Here is a 15,908-nt window from a genome sequence, read left to right as displayed (position 1 = left end):
AATGCCATCCATGCAAAAGCCATTGTATGGATGGTTTCATATTACAACCAATTCTCCGAAAGACACTCACATGAATGCCTTGCATCCCAGCACCAGTCAAGCTTGCACCTCCCCGCAATCGCTGGATTTCGACGCCATCGTCATCGGCGCAGGTTTCGGCGGGCTTTATATGCTGCACAAACTGCGCGATCAGCTCGGGCTCAAAACCCGCGTATTCGACAAGGCCGGCGGCATCGGCGGTACCTGGTATTGGAATCGCTACCCCGGCGCCTTGTCCGATACGCACAGCCACGTCTACCAATACTCGTTCGACGAAACGATGTTGCAAGAGCGTGAATGGAAAAATCGGTACCTGACCCAGCCGGAAATCCTGGATTATCTGGAACAGGTAGCGGATCGCTATGACCTGCGCAGTGATATCCAATTGAATACGACCGTGACGTCCATGCGCTTCGACGAGCCAAGCGGCACCTGGGAAGTACGCACAGACCGCGGCGAACGCTATACCGCGCGTTTCGTCGTCACGGCACTCGGGCTGCTTTCCGCCATCAACATCCCCGACTTTCCGGGGCGCGACAGCTTCAAAGGTGAGATCTACCACACGGCGGCCTGGCCTGCGGGCGTCGATCTGCGCGGCAAGCGCGTGGGCGTGATCGGCACGGGCTCGACAGGCGTGCAGGTGATTACCGCCATCGCCCCAGAGGTCAAACACCTCACGGTCTTTCAGCGCTCGCCGCAATACAGCGTGCCGACCGGAAACCGGGCAGTATCGAAACGCGAAATCATTGAAACCAAGCAGAACTTCCGCCAGACATGGCAGCAGGTGCGCGAATCGGCTGTGGCATTCGGCTTCGCCGAAAGCACGGTTCCGGCAATGAGCGTCTCGGAGGAAGAGCGCCAGCGCGTTTTCCAGGAAGCCTGGAATGAGGGAAATGGCTTTTACTTCATGTTCGGCACCTTTGGCGACATCGCGACCGACCCGCAGGCCAACGAGGCCGCAGCCTCTTTCATACGCCACAAGATCGCCGAAATCGTCCACGACCCCGAGACGGCACGCAAGCTCACGCCCCATGACCTCTATGCCCGCCGCCCGCTGTGCGACAGCGGCTACTACCGCACCTACAACCGCAGCAACGTCTCGCTGGTGGACGTGAAAGCCACACCGATCAGCGCGATGACGCCCCAAGGTATTCGCACTGCCGATGGCGTGGAACATGAGCTGGACGTGCTGGTCTTTGCCACGGGCTTCGATGCCGTCGATGGCAATTACCGCCGCATGGACTTGCGCGGGCGCGGTGGCAAGAGCATCGGTGAACACTGGGAAAACGGGCCCACCAGCTACCTGGGCATCACGACTGCCGGCTTTCCCAACATGTTCATGATTCTCGGCCCGAACGGCCCGTTCACGAACCTGCCGCCCTCGATCGAAACGCAGGTCGAATGGATCGCCGACCTGATCGCCCACATGCGCCAGCACGGGCTTGCAACGACCGAATCAACGCACGACGCCGAAGAAAGCTGGAGCCGCACTTGCAAGGAAATTGCCGAAATGACACTGTTCCCCAAGGTCGAATCGTGGATCTTCGGCGCCAACATCCCTGGTAAAGAACATGCCGTGATGTTCTATCTGGGTGGCTTGGGGAATTATCGTAAGCAGCTCGCCGACGTGGTGCATGCGCAATACCAAGGCTTTGCATTCCAGCCTCTGGAGCGCGCGTCTGGCTGAAGCTGTCGATTAGCCAATGCTGCTGAAAAAGGGCGCCGCATGCGGCGCCCTTTTTCTCTTCAGGGTTACAAACCGATCTTCGGCCGCACCCAGGCAGCCATGCGCTGGATGGACTCATCGGCCTCGGGGGCGTTGCCGGCGAGGAACTGGAACACGTGCTGCATTTCGGGGTACACGTCTATGCGCACGTCCGCACCAGCCGCTTTCGCACGCTCGGCAATGCGCAGACTGTCGTCGAGCAAGGTCTCGGCATCGCCAACCTGGATGTAAATCGGCGGGAAGCCCGTGTAGTCGGTGTAGAGCGGGTTCGCCAGCGGATGCTTGGGATCGCCGTTGCCGATGAACAGGCTGCCCAGGGCCTCGGTCGTGTCGCGCGACACCAGGGCATCCTTGTCCTTGTTGGTGTCGTAGGTTTTCCCAGAAGTATCCCAGCCTGCCCACGGCGACATCGGCATGGTGGCGGCCGGCAGCGGCAAGCCCAGCTCGCGAATGCGGGCGATGGTCGTGAGCGCGAGCGCCCCGCCGGCCGAATCCCCAGTCAGCGCGATGTGGGACGGCGAGAGTTTTTCGTGTTCGAGCAGCCAGCGGTAGGCCGTGGCCATGTCGTTGACCGGCCCCGGATGCGGGTTTTCGGGTGCCCGGCGATAGTCCACGATCAGCGCGCGGCAGCCCACGGCCTTGGCGATGTGGCCGAAGAGCTTGCGGTGCGTGTACATGGAGCCAACGACGTAGCCGCCTCCGTGCGAGCACAGCAAGGCCCGGTCCTGCACGCTGTTTTTCGGTATGGCCCACATCGCGGGAATGCCCTCGACATCGACCTCGATGTAATCGACCCCTCGGGGATCGACGGTCACGTCGCCCCAATGACCGAAGAGTTTGCGAATCTCTTCGAGTTCCATGTCGGGCTTGGCCTGCATTGCTGCGACCCACCCTTTGTAGAGATTGACCAAGTCTTGCGACTCTGGACTTGCCATGATGTGCTCCTTTGATTGTCGTTGCGCGCACACCTGTGCGCGCCGTTTCTTGAAAGCCGGTATCGGATCGTCCGCACCGGCACCACTTTCGGCGCGTTTGCGCGCCTCAGTCCGGTTGCCCTCAGGGCACGATGCTCGCGCGCACCACCTCGCGGGCGTCGGCCTTGGCGAAGGCCTCGTTGATCTGTTCGAGCGGAAAGCGCGTGCTCAGCATTTCAGCGAACGGCAGGGTGTCGCGATGGCGCTCCAGGAAACGCAGCGCCTTGCCCAGCGTCGGCGGCTCGTAGAGCGACACCCCCAGCATGGATTTGTTGGACATCACGAGCCGCGACGGATCGGCCGCATAGGTCTGCCCTGCATTGATGTTGCCTATGGTGACGTAGCGCCCGAACTGCCCGAGCATGCGCAAGCCCTCGGGCACCACGTCGGCGCGGCCGACGAGCTCCATCACCACGTCCACGCCGCGCCCGTCGGTGAGCTTTTTGACGAGATTCACGCGCGCTTTTTCGTCGGGCAACTCGGTGAGGTTGATCGTCGCATCGGCGCCGAAGCGGCGTGCCATGTCCAGGCGCTGCTGCACCGCGTCAACGGCGATCACGAGGCGCGCGCCAAACGCCTTGGCCACCGCGCAGGCGTAGAGGCCGAGCCCGCCCGCGCCCTGGATGAGCACCGTTTCGTCAAACGTCAGCTGCGCGCGCTCCCAGCCGGAGATGACCTGCGACAGCGCGCAGTTCGCGCCCGCCACCACTTCGTCGGGCAGGCCCTGCGGGACTTTGTAGATCGTCGCGCCGGGCTTGATGTAGTAATAGTCGGCATAGCCGCCGACGAAGTACGGCCACTCGAGCGCCGGCTCGGTCATGGCCATGCTGAGTTCGTCGCACGACACACGGTGGCCGCGCAGGCACATGGGGCAGTGGCCGCAGCCCGTGAAATAGGTGTAGACCACGTGGTCACCCTCGTGCAAGGGCTGTCCGTTGCCGTCGGTGTGCTTGCCCTCTCCGAGCGCGACGATCTGGCCTGCCATCTCGTGCCCGAGCACCGTGGGCAGCTTGCCCCCCAGGCCCGTGAGCTTGAAGTCGCCATGCCAGGCGTGCAGGTCGGAGCCGCAGATGTTGGCCATGGTCACGCGCACCACGGCTGCGCCGGGTTTGGGGTCAGGCACGGGCATCTCACGGAACGTGAACGGTTGGTGTGGGCTTTCGAACAATGCAATGCGGCCGGTTTTTGCCATAGCGAGTCTCCTGGGGATGGAATGAACGGAATCCAACGAATTCAGAGGGAAAGGCAGATGTTTTTTACTTCGGTGTAGGGCTCGATGCCCTCGCGCCCGCCTTCGCGGCCCATGCCGCTTTGCTTGTAGCCACCGAAAGGGGCCTCGTTCCACAGCGCGTTGTAGGTGTTGACCCATACGGTGCCTGCGCGCAGGCCATGGGCGATGCGGTGCGCGCGCCCCACGTCTGCCGTCCACACGCCCGCCGCGAGACCGTAAGAAACGCCGTTGGCCAGGCGCAAAGCCTCTTCTTCGTTGCCAAAGCGCAGGATGGACACCACGGGGCCGAAGATTTCTTCCTGGGCGATGCGGTGCGTGGGCTGCACGTCGGTAAAGATCGTGGGCGGGAAAAAGTACCCGCTGTCCGCGCTGCCCTGGCCGCCGGCCAGCAAGGTGGCGCCGTCCTCCTGCCCCAGCGCGACGTAGTGGCTCACGCGATCGAACTGCTCTTGCGACACCAGCGCGCCCATGCGTGTCTTGGGGTCGAGCGGATCGCCGGGGCGTAGGTCGGCGATGGCGGCGGTGAAGGCCTCGAGGAATTTTTCATAGAGACTGTCCTGCACGAGGATGCGCGAGCCCGCGGTGCACATCTGCCCCTGGTTGTAGTAAATGCCGGTGGTGGCGCCACGCACGGCGCGCTTGAGGTCGGCGTCAGCGAAGACGATGTTGGGCGACTTGCCGCCGAGTTCGAGCGAGACCCGCTTGAGCGTGTCTGCCGCGCCGCGCATGATGATCTTGCCGACCGCCGTGGAGCCTGTGAAGGTGATCTTGTCTATGCCCGGATGCGCGACCATCGCAGCGCCCGTTTCGCCAAAGCCGGGCAGCACGTTGAGCACGCCGGGCGGGAATTCGAGCTCCTCGAAGATGCGTGCCAAGGCAAACGCCGTGAGCGGCGTCTGCTCGGCAGGCTTGAGCAGCACGGCATTGCCCGCAGCCAGCGCCGGCGCAACCTTCATCGCCGCCATCTGCAGCGGAAAGTTCCACGGGATGATGGCCCCGACCACACCCACGGGTTCGAGCCGCGTGTAGTCGAGGTAACGCGGCGAAACCGGCAGCACGCTGCCCGCGAGCTTGCTGCACCAGCCCGCGTAGTATTCAAAAGCGCCGGCCGCGTGCGGAATGTCACCGTGCAGCGCCTCGCCATAGGGTTTGCCGGTGTCGAGCGACTCGAGCCAGGCCAATTCCTCGACTTGCTCCCGAATGCGCTCGGCCACGCGCCACAGCAGCCGCGCCCGGGCGGCCGGCGTCATTTGCGCCCAGGGGCTACCTGGCTCGAGCGCCTGCTGCGCACAGCGCACGGCCGCATCTACGTCCGCCGCCGAAGCCTGCGCCACACGGCAAATCGTCTCGCGCTTGGCGGGGTTTTCGTTGTCGTAATACGTGCCTTGCACCGGCTCCACCCAGCGCCCGCCCAAAAACAGCTTGCTGCAGTCCGGCAGCGTTTTTTCTGCACCCACTTTGAATCTCCTGTTGAATGAAATCAGTCACTGGCACTGGCCAGCAGTCCTCCACCCTCGCAACCCTAACCAGCCCATCTGCACGCTTTTCGCATGGCCTTAAGCCGGGCCGGCGACAGCGAGTTCGGCGGCGCGCTCGCGCAGGCGGCGCTTGTCGAGCTTGCCAACGCCGGTCTTGGGCAAGGCATCGGTCACCACGAAGCGATCGGGTAGCCACCACTTGACGAAGCGCCGTGCGAGCCATTGTCGAAGATCTTCTTCAGAGGGCGGCTGCGCGCCGGGGGCGGTGACGATGAAGGCGATCGGCCGCTCCTGCCAGCGTGCATCGGGCATCGCCACCACCGCGGCTTCGGCCACCGCGGGGTGGGCCATGAGCTCGTTTTCCAGATCGACCGAGGAAATCCATTCGCCGCCGGACTTGATGAGGTCTTTGGCGCGATCGACCAGACGGATCGAGCCATCAGGCCCTACGGTGGCGATGTCGCCGCTTTTCCACCAGCCATCGACGAAGCCATCGCGGCTGCGCGCATCGCGGTAATACTCGGTCGCGACCCAGGGCCCGCGCACATAGACCTCGCCGGCGTGCTCGTCGTCGCGCGGCACGGGCTGCCCTTGGGCATCGAGCACTTTGAGCTCGATGCCGGGCAGCGGTATGCCCTGGCGCGCGCGCACCTCGATCTCTGCCTCGGGCCCTGCGGACAAGAGCGCCTGGCGCACGTGCGTGATGGTGGCGAGCGGGGCCGCTTCCGTCGCACCCCAGGCGGTGTAGATATGCACCCCATAGTCTTCGAGGTAGCGCCGCATGAGCGCCCGCGGCGTTGCCGAGCCGCCGAGCATGAGCCCGCGCAAAGAGCCCAGGTCGCGCCGGCGCTCGCGCTGCTGCGCATACATCTGCACGCCCACCGTGACGGCTGCCGCGCAAAACGTCACGCGCTCGGATTCGATCAGGTCGAGGATGTCGGCTGCGGTCGGCTGCGGCCCCGGCAGCACCACCTTGGCGCCCGTAGCCACCGCCGCATAGGGCAGCCCCCAGGAGTTGACGTGGAACATGGGCACCACGGGCAACAGTGTGTCGTGCTCTGAAACTGCCAGCGAGTCGGCCATGCACAGCGCCAGCGTGTGCAGGTACAGGCCGCGCTGGGTGTAGCTGACACCTTTGGGGTCACCCGTGGTGGCCGAGGTGAAGCACATGCCGCAAGGCATGTTCTCATCGAGCACAGGGTATGCGAAAGCGGCATCACCCTGCGCCAAAAAGTCTTCGTAGGCCCGCACCTCTGGCAGCGCCGCCGCCCCCGCGCCGTCATCGAGCACGATGAAGTGGCGCACGGTGCGCAATTGCGGCGCGATGCGCTCTAGGGTGGGCACCAGGTCGGGATCGACGAACAGGGCCACGTCCTCGGCGTGGTTGAGGATATAGGCGATGTGGTCGTCGGAGAGCCGGATGTTCACGGTGTGCAGCACGGCCCCGAGGCAAGGCACGGCGAAATACAGCTCCATGTGCCGGTAGGTGTTCCAGCCGAGCGTAGCCACCTTGTCGCCCGGGCCTATGCCCAGCCGCCTCAAGGCATCGGCCAGCTGCCGCACGCGCCGGCAATAATCAGCGTAGCGGTAGCGAAACAGCGTGCCGTCGGCTTGGCGCGAGACGATTTCCTTTTCCGGGAAATAGGCTTCGACGCGCTCGAAAAATGCTCTCAGATTCAGTTGCATGACCATCGGCTTGTGCGTTGCAGAGGGTTGAACCCAGATTGTTCACGAGGCGGTGCTGCGCACCTACGCGGGCGCTGGCGGACGCCTGACGGTCATTTTGGCCGCTGCTTCGGCGTCCATGGCACCGGCCATGGACTTCTCACCAGCGACCAAACTGCCTCGCCAGCCGCCTCGCCATCGTCCCGCGTCCTCATGAACAATCTGGGTTGAAATCGGACGCAACCGCCATCGCTTTTCGCGACGGGAATGCGCACAGCCCCTGAAATAGCAAAGCTTGTGCCACGGCCCTGCCCCTGCAAGCCGCCACGATGTCCACGCGGGCGTAGGTGCAAGACCGATTCATTGCGAAACAGTGCATAGCGATCCGTTTCAGTCTGGAACACCGGCCCGCGGGCGACCGCAAGGGCAAAACCGGCCCCGCCTTCATGTCATCCCCACGTCATGAAAACACGATGCAATGGGTCTTTAACATGTGATTACATTCGCCATGTTCCTGCGCAAAACCGAGAAAGCACGTCTCGAGCTCTCCCCGGGCGTGCGCACCCTGAGTCTGCGTGAGCGCTCCCTGCTGCTGCTGGCCGAAGGCAAGCGCGCCGCCGAATTGCACGCCTTGCACAATGGCATGGGGGCACAGCTGCTGGACAAGCTCATCGCCGAAGGCTATCTGATCGTCGAAACTGTCGAAGCCGTCGAAGTCCAACTGCAGCCGGCGCCCGCCGTGGCGCAGCCAACGGCCAAGCCGGCAAATTCAGCGCAGGCGCTGCGCTCGCTACCGGCGGCGCGCATGTACCTGTTCGACATGTGCGAGCGCATGTTTGCGCGGCGCGACCCGGCATTGGCCGACACCTTCCGCGAGGCCCTGCGCAATGCGCGCGACGTCGAAAGCATGCTCCGCGTAGGCGCCGCCTTGATCGAAGAAGTGGTGCAGCTGGCCGGCCACGAACGCGCGCAAACGATACGCGAACGCCTCAAGGAGCTGCTGCCCGAAGAACGAGCCGCCTCCTTGAGCCGCTGAGCGCAGGGCAGAAAGAGCCTCCGGGTCAGTGCAAGGCGCGCTTGAGCCGGATTTCCTCGATGCGCACGCCACCCACGAGTGAGGTCTTGGCCGTTGCCAGCTCGCGCTTGAAACCGGCCGTCTCATGAAAGCGCAGTGCCCGCTCGTTGCACAGGGGTATCCACACGGTGACGCTGGTGCAGCCTTCTTCTAGCAGGCCATCACGCGCTGCGTCCCACAGTGCCAGCCCCACGCCTTGGCTCCAATGGCTGGGGGCCGCATAAATGGCCCAAATTTCACCCGTGGTCGGGCGCGATTTGGGGTCCCGCGAGCGGTCGTAACCGACGAAACCAATGACTTTTTCCGCGTCCACCGCTACCAGCACCTGCGGCTCGCAGTATTCGATGGCCTCGCGCCAGTAGGCTTGGCGCTCGTCGGGCTTTTGCGCCTGCAGGTATTCATCGGGCAATAAGCCGCGATAGGCTTGCTGCACGGCAAGGGTGTGAATCTGGGCGATGGCTTTGACGTCGCGCAGCGTGGCGGGACGTACTTGAATGTTGGACATGCACAAACCGGGAAAGTGACGAAAGGGCGGCATTGTCCGCGCAATCGGGTCTGCCTGCAAAAATAGGCATAAAAAAAGCTGCCAGCGCTTATGTATCAAGCGCTGGCAGCTATCATTTCAGGAAATTTGGTTTACTTCTGCTCGGCCATGGAGAATTGGAACACCCCGGGCTCGCGCACCGGATCGACCGTGACGCGGATCGTGCTCTTGGGCGGGAAGCGCCCTTCGAGCAGCAGCTTGGACAGCGGATTCTCGATGCGCTGCTGGATCGCCCGCTTGAGCGGCCGTGCACCGAACACCGGATCGAAACCAACCTTGGCGAGTTCGGCCAGAGCAGCATCGGTGACTTCGAGCTGCAAGTCCATCTTCGCCAAGCGATCCTGCAACAGCTTGAGCTGGATGCGCGCGATGTCCTTGATCTGCTGCGCCGTGAGCGCGTGGAAGACCACGACTTCGTCGATGCGGTTCAAGAATTCGGGCCGGAAGTAGTTCTTCAACTCGTTCCAGACGGCATCCTTGATCTCGCTCGTGTCGCGCCCGACCATCGACTGGATCATCTGCGAGCCGATGTTGCTGGTCATCACGATCACGGTGTTCTTGAAGTCCACCGTGCGTCCCTGGCCGTCGGTCAAGCGCCCGTCATCGAGCACCTGCAGCAGCACGTTGAACACGTCGGGGTGGGCTTTTTCGACCTCATCGAGCAGCACCACACTGTAGGGCTTGCGGCGCACGGCTTCGGTCAGGTAGCCGCCTTCCTCGTAGCCGACGTATCCCGGCGGCGCACCGATCAGGCGTGCGACCGAGTGCTTTTCCATGAATTCGCTCATGTCGATGCGAATCAGGTGGTCTTCGCTGTCGAACAAGAAGCCTGCGAGCGCCTTGCACAACTCGGTCTTGCCCACCCCCGTGGGGCCAAGGAACAAGAAGCTGCCGGTCGGGCGGTTGGGATCGGACAAGCCCGAGCGCGAACGCCGGATCGCATTCGCGACGGCGGCGATCGCCTCGTCCTGACCCACCACGCGCTCGTGCAGGTGTTCTTCCATGTGCAGCAGCTTTTCACGCTCGCCTTGCATCATCTTGGCCACGGGAATACCCGTCATGCGGCTCACGACCTCGGCGATTTCTTCGGCGCCGACCTGCGTGCGCAGCAGGCGCCGCTGAGCGGGCGCGCCCTCTTTACTGGCTTCTTGGGCCTGTGCTTCTTTGAGCTGTTTTTCGAGCTCGGGCAGCTTGCCGTATTGCAGCTCGGCCACTTTGTTGAAGTCGCCTTTGCGCTTGAATTCCTCGATTTGCTGCTTGACTTGCTCGATCTGCTCGCGAATCTGCTGGCTGCCTTGCGCCGCGGCCTTTTCGGCCATCCAGATGGATTCGAGGTCGGCAATCTCTTTTTGCAGCTTGCTGATTTCCTCCTCGATCAAGGCCAGGCGCTTTTGCGAGGCCTCGTCCTTTTCTTTCTTGACGGCTTCGCGTTCGATCTTCAGCTGGATCAGGCGGCGGTCGAGTTTGTCGATCTCCTCGGGTTTGGAGTCGATTTCCATCTTGACCTTGGCCGCGGCCTCGTCGATCAGGTCGATCGCCTTGTCGGGCAGAAAGCGGTCGGTAATGTAGCGGTGCGAGAGCTCGGCCGCAGCCACGATGGCCGGGTCGGTGATCTCGACGCCATGGTGCACTTCGTATTTTTCCTGCAGACCGCGCAAGATGGCGATCGTGTCTTCCACGCTCGGCTCCTCGACGAGGATTTTCTGGAAGCGGCGCTCGAGCGCAGGGTCTTTTTCGATGTATTTGCGGTATTCGTCGAGGGTGGTCGCACCGATGCAATGCAGCTCGCCGCGCGCGAGCGCCGGTTTGAGCATGTTGCCTGCGTCCATCGCGCCCTCGGCCTTGCCGGCGCCGACCATGGTGTGGATTTCGTCGATGAAGACGATGGTCTTGCCCTCGTCCTTGGCCAGTTCGTTGAGCACATTTTTGAGGCGCTCTTCGAATTCGCCACGGTATTTGGCACCCGCGAGCAAAGCTGCCATGTCGAGCGCGAGCACACGCTTGTCGCGCAGCGACTCGGGCACCTCGCCCGCGACGATGCGCTGCGCCAAGCCTTCGACGATGGCGGTCTTACCGACGCCGGGCTCACCGATCAGCACGGGATTGTTCTTGGTGCGCCGCTGCAGCACCTGGATGGCACGGCGGATTTCATCGTCGCGGCCGATCACCGGGTCAAGCTTGCCCTGGCGTGCGCGCTCGGTCAGGTCGATACAGTATTTCTTGAGCGCCTCGCGCTGGCCTTCAGCCTCGGGGTTGTCGACCTTCTGGCCGCCGCGCACGGCTTCGATGGCGGCTTCGAGGCTCTTGCGCGTGAGGCCGTTTTCTTGGGCGATGCGCCCGGCCTCGCCTTTGCTGTCGGCGAGGGCGAGCAAAAACAGCTCGCTGGCGATGAATTCGTCACCGCGCTTGATGGCTTCTTTTTCAGTGGCCTGCAGCACACGTGCCAGCTCGGGCCCGATCTGCACTTGCTCCTGGCCTTGCACTTGCGGCAGGCGCTTGACGGCGGCCTCGGCCGCGGCAAGCAAGCCCTGCACGTTGACGCCCGCGCGCTGCAGCAGCGAGCGCGGCCCGTCCTCCTGGCGCAGCATGGCCACGAGCACGTGCACAGGCTCGATATAGGCGTGGTCGTTACCGAGCGCCAGCGACTGGGCGTCGCTCAGAGCCTCCTGGAATTTGGTCGTGAATTTGTCGATCCGCATGGGTTTTTACCTCCGATGGGATCGCAGCTGAGGGGCAAGCGCACCATTTCAAGGCGCGCTGCGCACGAATATCGTTGACCTACATCAAACCCGCAGCCGACTGCTGGCGTCGGCTCCAGCAGCAGCTCATGCAGCTGCGTTGCGCGCCGCGATACCCCAGCGCGCGAGCGCGGCGTCGTCGCTCACGCGCGCATCGACCCAGCGCGCACCCTGCGGTGTCTGCTCCTTTTTCCAGAACGGCGCCTGCGTCTTGAGGTAGTCCATGAGAAATTCGCAGGCCTGAAAACTCGGCCCGCGGTGCGCCGCGCTCACCGCGACGAGCACGATCTGCTCCGCGGGCTGCAGCAGGCCCACGCGGTGGATCACGCGCACTGCATAGACGGGAAAGCGCGCCAGGGCTTCATCGACCATGGTTTGAATGGACTTTTCCGTCATGCCTGGGTAGTGCTCCAACTCCAGGCTGGCCACGGCGTCGCCCTCGTTATGGTCGCGCACCAGACCGACGAAGCTGCACAGCGCACCCACGCGGCGGTCTTGCGCGCGCAGGGCAGCGAGCTCGGTCGTCAGATCGAAATCGGCGGTTTGTATGGAAACGAAAGAAGCGTTCATCGGGTCACCCTACTTTGGGCTGGCTGGGCTAGCCTAGCTTGGCTAGCATTACGCGGTACGGTATTTTCATCCACCCTGCCATGGCAACACGCACCATCACCACTGCCCGCTACAAACTCTACCCCTCGCCGCGCAACGAGAGCCACACGCTGTTTGCGCACGAGCTATTCGTGCCCTACCCGTATGCGCTGATCGACCTGCCGAGCTTCGACCTCGCGGGCAAAAGCAGCTTGTTTGCCGCTTGCCGGCTTGCCGACATGAAAATGGGGCAACTCGTGACCTTCGAGCTCGAGCAGGACTTGCGCAGATTCGAAAGCCGCTTCGTGCCCGATTGAGCGCCGATTTCAGTGGGGAACATGCCCCGCTCAAACCAGCGCAAAGCGCCACACACCCTCGGCGTCGCGCGTGCGCCGCAGGTGGCCCGCGTACCAAAGGCGGTGCAGGTGCGCCACGGCCTCGCCCATCGCAAAAGTGGTCTGGTGCAGGTCGAGCTGGCGGTGGAACAGCACGGGCAGCAGATCGTGCGCCGTCACGGGGTGCTCGCGCGCCGTGACGAGCACGTCGGCCAGGCGCGCGCGGTGGTGCTCGTGCAGCTGGGCGATGCGCGTTTGCAGGCCCACGAAGGGCTTGCCGTGCGCGGGCAGCACCAGCGTGTCGGCGGGCAGCGCCTCGAAGCGGTCGATCGAGTCGAGGAACAGCGTGAGCGGGTCGGCCTCGGGCTCGCTCTCATAGACGCTCACGTTGGTGGAGATGCGCGGCAGCATCATGTCGCCGCTGATCAACAGGCCCAGCGCGGCGCAATACAACGCCATGTGCTCGGGCGCGTGGCCGTAGCCGACGATGCAGCGCCATTCGTGCGCGCCGATGCGCAGCACGTTGCCGTCCATGAGGCGCCGGAAGGTCGGCGGCACGGCCGGCACGTGGCTGCTGTAGTAGCTCTTGCGCTGGCGGATTTTTTCGAGGTCGTCCGGATCGCGCAGGCCATGGCTTGCAAAGAACTGCGCCGAGCGCTCGGCGCGCACATCGTCCACCACCGCAGAGTTGAAGAGCCCGGCCTGGTAGTCGGTGGCGCTGATCCACAGACGGCATTCATGCGCGGGCGTGCTCCAGCGCTCGCACAGCCAGTGCGCGAGGCCGATGTGGTCGGGGTGCATGTGCGTGACGATCACGCGCAGAATCGGCAAGCCCTGCAACTGGCTTGCAAACACCTGCTCCCAATCGGTGCGCGACTCGGCGCGGTCTATGCAGCAATCGACCACGCTCCAGCCGTCGCGGCCGTCGAGGTGGTCGCGCAGCAGCCAGAGGTTGATGTGGTCGAGCGCATACGGCAAGGCCATGCGCAGCCAGAGCACACCGGGCGCCACCTCGATCGCACCGCCGCGTGGCGGTAGGCGGTCGGCAAGCGGGTAGTGCAAGGCGCGTTCGAGTTCGGCGGCAGAGGGCATGGGTGGGGGGATGTGAGCGTGTGGACGGGGCACCGCGCCGCGGTGCAAGTCCTGTCGATTGTAGAAAGGATGCGCCCAGCGCGCTGTCCCCCACTTGGCAGCGCGCTTTGCGGGGCCGGCCGCATTCCGAACCCCAACTGGCATTCGGGTGGGCCGAAGCCTCTCGGGCCGTGTCAGCCCTTGTGTACCAGCTTGACGATGCTCGAGAAGTCCTGCGCGCCGTAACCCGCGAGGCTGTGCGCCGCGTACAGGCCGCGCACCAGGCCGCCCAGCGGCGTCGCGGCCTTGACGGCGGTGGCGTTTTCTTGTGCGAGGCCCAGGTCTTTAAGCATGAGGTCGGTGCCGAAGCCACCCGCGTAGCCCTTGGAGGCGGGCGCGTTTTCCATCACGCCGGGCCAGGGGTTGTATTTTTCGAGCGCCCAGTTGCCGCCCGAGCTGCGGCGCATGATCTCTGACAGCACCTTGGGGTCGAGCCCGTTGGCCACGCCGAGCGCGATGGCCTCGCTGGTGCCGGCCATGAGGATGCCCAGCAACATGTTGTTGCAGATTTTGGCCGTCTGGCCCGCGCCCACGGCGCCCGCGTGGAAGATGTTGCTGCCCATTTTTTCGAGCAGCGGGCGCGCGCGCTCGAGCGCTGCCGCCTCGCCGCCGACCATGAAGGTCAGCGTACCCGCAATGGCACCGCCCGTGCCGCCCGAGACGGGCGCGTCGATGAAGTCGATCTGGCGCGCCGCCGCGGCTTCGGCCACTTTACGCGAGGTGGCTGCGGCGATGGTCGAGCTGTCGATGACCAGCGTGCCCGCGCTCAATGCCGCAAGCAAACCTGGCTGGCGTCCGTCGCCGAGGTACAGCGCCTCGACATGCGGGCTCGCGGGCAGCATGCTGATGACCACGGCCGCGCCCTGCGCCGCCTCTGTGGCGCTGGGCGCGATCACCAGGCCCTCGGCGGCGAGCTTGTCGCACGCGGGCTTGGACAAATCGAAGCCGCGCACGCTGTAGCCGGCCTTGTGCAGATTCAGCGCCATGGGGCCGCCCATGTTGCCCAAACCGATGAATGCGATGTGCATGGTGAGGTCTCCTGAGTGCAAGTGGTTAAGCATCAAATATGCCTCTAGCGCTTGATATAGCTGCGCAAGAAGCTATCGAAATAAAAGCATTTCAAAAAATCTGTCGGCGCGACAGTCAGCGAATCACCTCGGGCGCATCGCCTTCGAGCATGCGCCGCGCGACGATCACGCGCATGATTTCGTTCGTGCCCTCGAGGATCTGGTGCACGCGCGTGTCGCGCACCAGGCGCTCGAGCGGAAAGTCGTTCAGGTAGCCGTAGCCGCCGTGCAGCTGCAGCGCCTCGTTGCACACGGCAAAGCCCGCGTCGGTGGCAAAGCGCTTGGCCATGGCGCAGTAGGTGCTAGCGTCGCGCGCGCCGGCGTCGAGCTTGGAGGCCGCCAGGCGCACCATCTGGCGCGCCGCGACGAGCTCGGTCGCCATGTCGGCGAGCTTGAACTGCAGCGCCTGAAAGCTCGCGATCGGCTTGCCGAACTGCCGACGCTCGTGCAGGTAGCGCTGCGCGTGCGTGAGCGCACCCTGCGCCGCACCGACCGAGCAAGTGGCGATGTTGATGCGCCCGCCGTCCAGGCCCTTCATGGCGATCTTGAAGCCTTCGCCCTCGCGCCCGAGCAAGTGGTCGGCCGGGATGCGCACATTGTCGAAGCTGATGGTGCGCGTAGGTTGGCTGTTCCAGCCCATTTTGTGCTCGCGCTTGCCGTAGCTGATGCCCGGCGTGTCGGCCGGCACGGCAAAGGCCGAGATGCCACCCGCGCCGGACTGCGCGTCGCCCGTGCGCGCCATGAGCACCAGCATGTCGGTGCTGCCCGCGCCCGAGATGAAGGCCTTGCTGCCGTTGATCACCCACTCGTGCCCCACGGCCTCGGCGCGCGTCTTGAGCGCGGCCGCATCCGAGCCCGCGCCCGGCTCGGTCAGGCAGTACGAGGCGAGCTTTTCGCCGCGCGTGAGCAGCGGCCCCCAGTGCTCGCGCACGGCGGGCGTGGCCCAGGTGCCGAGCATCCAGGTCGCCATGTTGTGGATGGTGATGAAGGCCGTGGTCGAGGGATCGACGGCGGCCATCTCCTCGAACACCAGCGTGGCGTCGAGCCGCGGCAGGCCCAGACCGCCCGCGTTTTCGGGCGCGTACAGGCCGCAAAAACCGAGCTCGCCGGCCTTGGCGATGGCCTCGCGCGGAAAAATCCCTTCGGCGTCCCAGCGCGCGGCGTGTGGCGCGAGTTCTGCCTGGGCAAACTGCCGCGCCGTGTCGGCAAAAGCCCGCTGATCGTCGCTCAACTCGAAATCCATGGGGATGCGTCTCCTCGTGGTGTGTGCGGTTGCGCAGTGGCAAAAAATGGGTGTTTTTGGCACTTTATCAAGGC

At 64.2% G+C, this 15,908-nt stretch carries 13 protein-coding genes; 3 read left to right on the top strand and 10 right to left on the bottom strand.

Features of this window, described 5'->3' with window-relative positions; translation table 11 throughout:
• Nucleotide 1: 1 nt before the first annotated feature.
• Nucleotides 2–1,726, top strand: a complete 1,725-nt coding sequence (locus tag DFR45_RS07925) for a flavin-containing monooxygenase (protein WP_241659371.1) — start codon at nucleotides 2–4, stop codon at nucleotides 1,724–1,726.
• 65 nt (nucleotides 1,727–1,791) lie between these two features.
• On the opposite strand, the gene DFR45_RS07920 is transcribed toward DFR45_RS07925, so the two are convergent.
• The 4 genes from DFR45_RS07920 to DFR45_RS07905 form a co-directional block, all read right to left on the bottom strand.
• Nucleotides 1,792–2,700 carry an alpha/beta hydrolase gene (locus DFR45_RS07920; protein WP_114483156.1) on the bottom strand — a complete coding sequence of 303 codons (909 nt, stop codon included), beginning with the start codon at nucleotides 2,698–2,700 and terminating at the stop codon, nucleotides 1,792–1,794.
• A 121-nt stretch (nucleotides 2,701–2,821) separates the two neighbouring features.
• Nucleotides 2,822–3,862: a zinc-binding dehydrogenase gene (locus tag DFR45_RS07915; protein WP_211306509.1), complete on the bottom strand. Its 1,041-nt coding sequence runs from the start codon at nucleotides 3,860–3,862 to the stop codon at nucleotides 2,822–2,824.
• Nucleotides 3,863–3,972: 110 nt separating this feature from the next.
• Complete coding sequence (locus tag DFR45_RS07910; RefSeq protein WP_114483154.1) at nucleotides 3,973–5,427, bottom strand: aldehyde dehydrogenase family protein; 1,455 nt, start codon at nucleotides 5,425–5,427, stop codon at nucleotides 3,973–3,975.
• Nucleotides 5,428–5,526: 99 nt separating this feature from the next.
• Nucleotides 5,527–7,134 carry a long-chain fatty acid--CoA ligase gene (locus DFR45_RS07905; RefSeq protein WP_199755301.1) on the bottom strand — a complete coding sequence of 536 codons (1,608 nt, stop codon included), beginning with the start codon at nucleotides 7,132–7,134 and terminating at the stop codon, nucleotides 5,527–5,529.
• Nucleotides 7,135–7,621: 487 nt separating this feature from the next.
• On the opposite strand from DFR45_RS07905, the gene DFR45_RS07900 reads away from it, so the two are divergent.
• Entirely contained in the window at nucleotides 7,622–8,149 is a 528-nt protein-coding gene (locus DFR45_RS07900) for a hypothetical protein (protein ID WP_114483152.1), read from the top strand.
• 25 nt (nucleotides 8,150–8,174) lie between these two features.
• Here DFR45_RS07900 and DFR45_RS07895 read toward each other — a convergent pair whose 3' ends face one another.
• From DFR45_RS07895 to moaE, 3 genes are all read right to left on the bottom strand, one after another.
• Nucleotides 8,175–8,693 (bottom strand): GNAT family N-acetyltransferase, encoded by a 519-nt coding sequence (locus tag DFR45_RS07895; protein ID WP_114483245.1) that lies wholly within the window; start codon nucleotides 8,691–8,693, stop codon nucleotides 8,175–8,177.
• A 131-nt stretch (nucleotides 8,694–8,824) separates the two neighbouring features.
• Nucleotides 8,825–11,431: an ATP-dependent chaperone ClpB gene (gene clpB / locus DFR45_RS07890; RefSeq protein WP_114483151.1), complete on the bottom strand. Its 2,607-nt coding sequence runs from the start codon at nucleotides 11,429–11,431 to the stop codon at nucleotides 8,825–8,827.
• A 126-nt stretch (nucleotides 11,432–11,557) separates the two neighbouring features.
• The gene (gene moaE, locus DFR45_RS07885; protein ID WP_114483150.1) at nucleotides 11,558–12,040 is read right to left on the bottom strand and encodes a molybdopterin synthase catalytic subunit MoaE; all 483 of its coding nucleotides are present in this window, start codon (nucleotides 12,038–12,040) and stop codon (nucleotides 11,558–11,560) included.
• Between the two features lie 80 nt (nucleotides 12,041–12,120).
• Between moaE and DFR45_RS07880 the strand changes: the two genes are divergently transcribed.
• The gene (locus DFR45_RS07880) at nucleotides 12,121–12,375 is read left to right on the top strand and encodes a hypothetical protein (RefSeq protein ID WP_114483149.1); all 255 of its coding nucleotides are present in this window, start codon (nucleotides 12,121–12,123) and stop codon (nucleotides 12,373–12,375) included.
• A gap of 30 nt (nucleotides 12,376–12,405) precedes the next feature.
• Here the strand turns inward: DFR45_RS07880 and DFR45_RS07875 are convergent, their stop codons facing one another.
• The 3 genes from DFR45_RS07875 to DFR45_RS07865 form a co-directional block, all read right to left on the bottom strand.
• Nucleotides 12,406–13,485, bottom strand: a complete 1,080-nt coding sequence (locus tag DFR45_RS07875) for an MBL fold metallo-hydrolase (protein ID WP_114483148.1) — start codon at nucleotides 13,483–13,485, stop codon at nucleotides 12,406–12,408.
• Nucleotides 13,486–13,658: 173 nt separating this feature from the next.
• Nucleotides 13,659–14,552 carry a 3-hydroxyisobutyrate dehydrogenase gene (gene mmsB / locus DFR45_RS07870; protein ID WP_114483147.1) on the bottom strand — a complete coding sequence of 298 codons (894 nt, stop codon included), beginning with the start codon at nucleotides 14,550–14,552 and terminating at the stop codon, nucleotides 13,659–13,661.
• Nucleotides 14,553–14,667: 115 nt separating this feature from the next.
• The gene (locus tag DFR45_RS07865) at nucleotides 14,668–15,834 is read right to left on the bottom strand and encodes an acyl-CoA dehydrogenase family protein (RefSeq protein ID WP_114483146.1); all 1,167 of its coding nucleotides are present in this window, start codon (nucleotides 15,832–15,834) and stop codon (nucleotides 14,668–14,670) included.
• Nucleotides 15,835–15,908: the final 74 nt, after the last annotated feature.

Source organism: Extensimonas vulgaris, assembly GCF_003337425.1.
In the GTDB taxonomy this organism is placed as follows: Bacteria; Pseudomonadota; Gammaproteobacteria; order Burkholderiales; family Burkholderiaceae_C; genus Extensimonas; species Extensimonas vulgaris.
This window is presented reverse-complemented; position numbering and strand designations above follow the sequence as displayed.

What these genes read in the sequence shown, in the direction of transcription:
- DFR45_RS07925 (WP_241659371.1), top strand. Translation starts at nt 2, where the DNA reads ATGCCATCCATGCAAAAGCCATTGTATGGATGGTTTCATATTACAACC.
- DFR45_RS07920 (WP_114483156.1), bottom strand. Translation starts at nt 2,700, where the DNA reads ATGGCAAGTCCAGAGTCGCAAGACTTGGTCAATCTCTACAAAGGGTGG.
- DFR45_RS07905 (WP_199755301.1), bottom strand. Translation starts at nt 7,134, where the DNA reads ATGCAACTGAATCTGAGAGCATTTTTCGAGCGCGTCGAAGCCTATTTC.
- DFR45_RS07900 (WP_114483152.1), top strand. Translation starts at nt 7,622, where the DNA reads ATGTTCCTGCGCAAAACCGAGAAAGCACGTCTCGAGCTCTCCCCGGGC.
- DFR45_RS07895 (WP_114483245.1), bottom strand. Translation starts at nt 8,693, where the DNA reads ATGTCCAACATTCAAGTACGTCCCGCCACGCTGCGCGACGTCAAAGCC.
- clpB (WP_114483151.1), bottom strand. Translation starts at nt 11,431, where the DNA reads ATGCGGATCGACAAATTCACGACCAAATTCCAGGAGGCTCTGAGCGAC.
- moaE (WP_114483150.1), bottom strand. Translation starts at nt 12,040, where the DNA reads ATGAACGCTTCTTTCGTTTCCATACAAACCGCCGATTTCGATCTGACG.
- DFR45_RS07880 (WP_114483149.1), top strand. Translation starts at nt 12,121, where the DNA reads ATGGCAACACGCACCATCACCACTGCCCGCTACAAACTCTACCCCTCG.
- DFR45_RS07875 (WP_114483148.1), bottom strand. Translation starts at nt 13,485, where the DNA reads ATGCCCTCTGCCGCCGAACTCGAACGCGCCTTGCACTACCCGCTTGCC.
- mmsB (WP_114483147.1), bottom strand. Translation starts at nt 14,552, where the DNA reads ATGCACATCGCATTCATCGGTTTGGGCAACATGGGCGGCCCCATGGCG.
- DFR45_RS07865 (WP_114483146.1), bottom strand. Translation starts at nt 15,834, where the DNA reads ATGGATTTCGAGTTGAGCGACGATCAGCGGGCTTTTGCCGACACGGCG.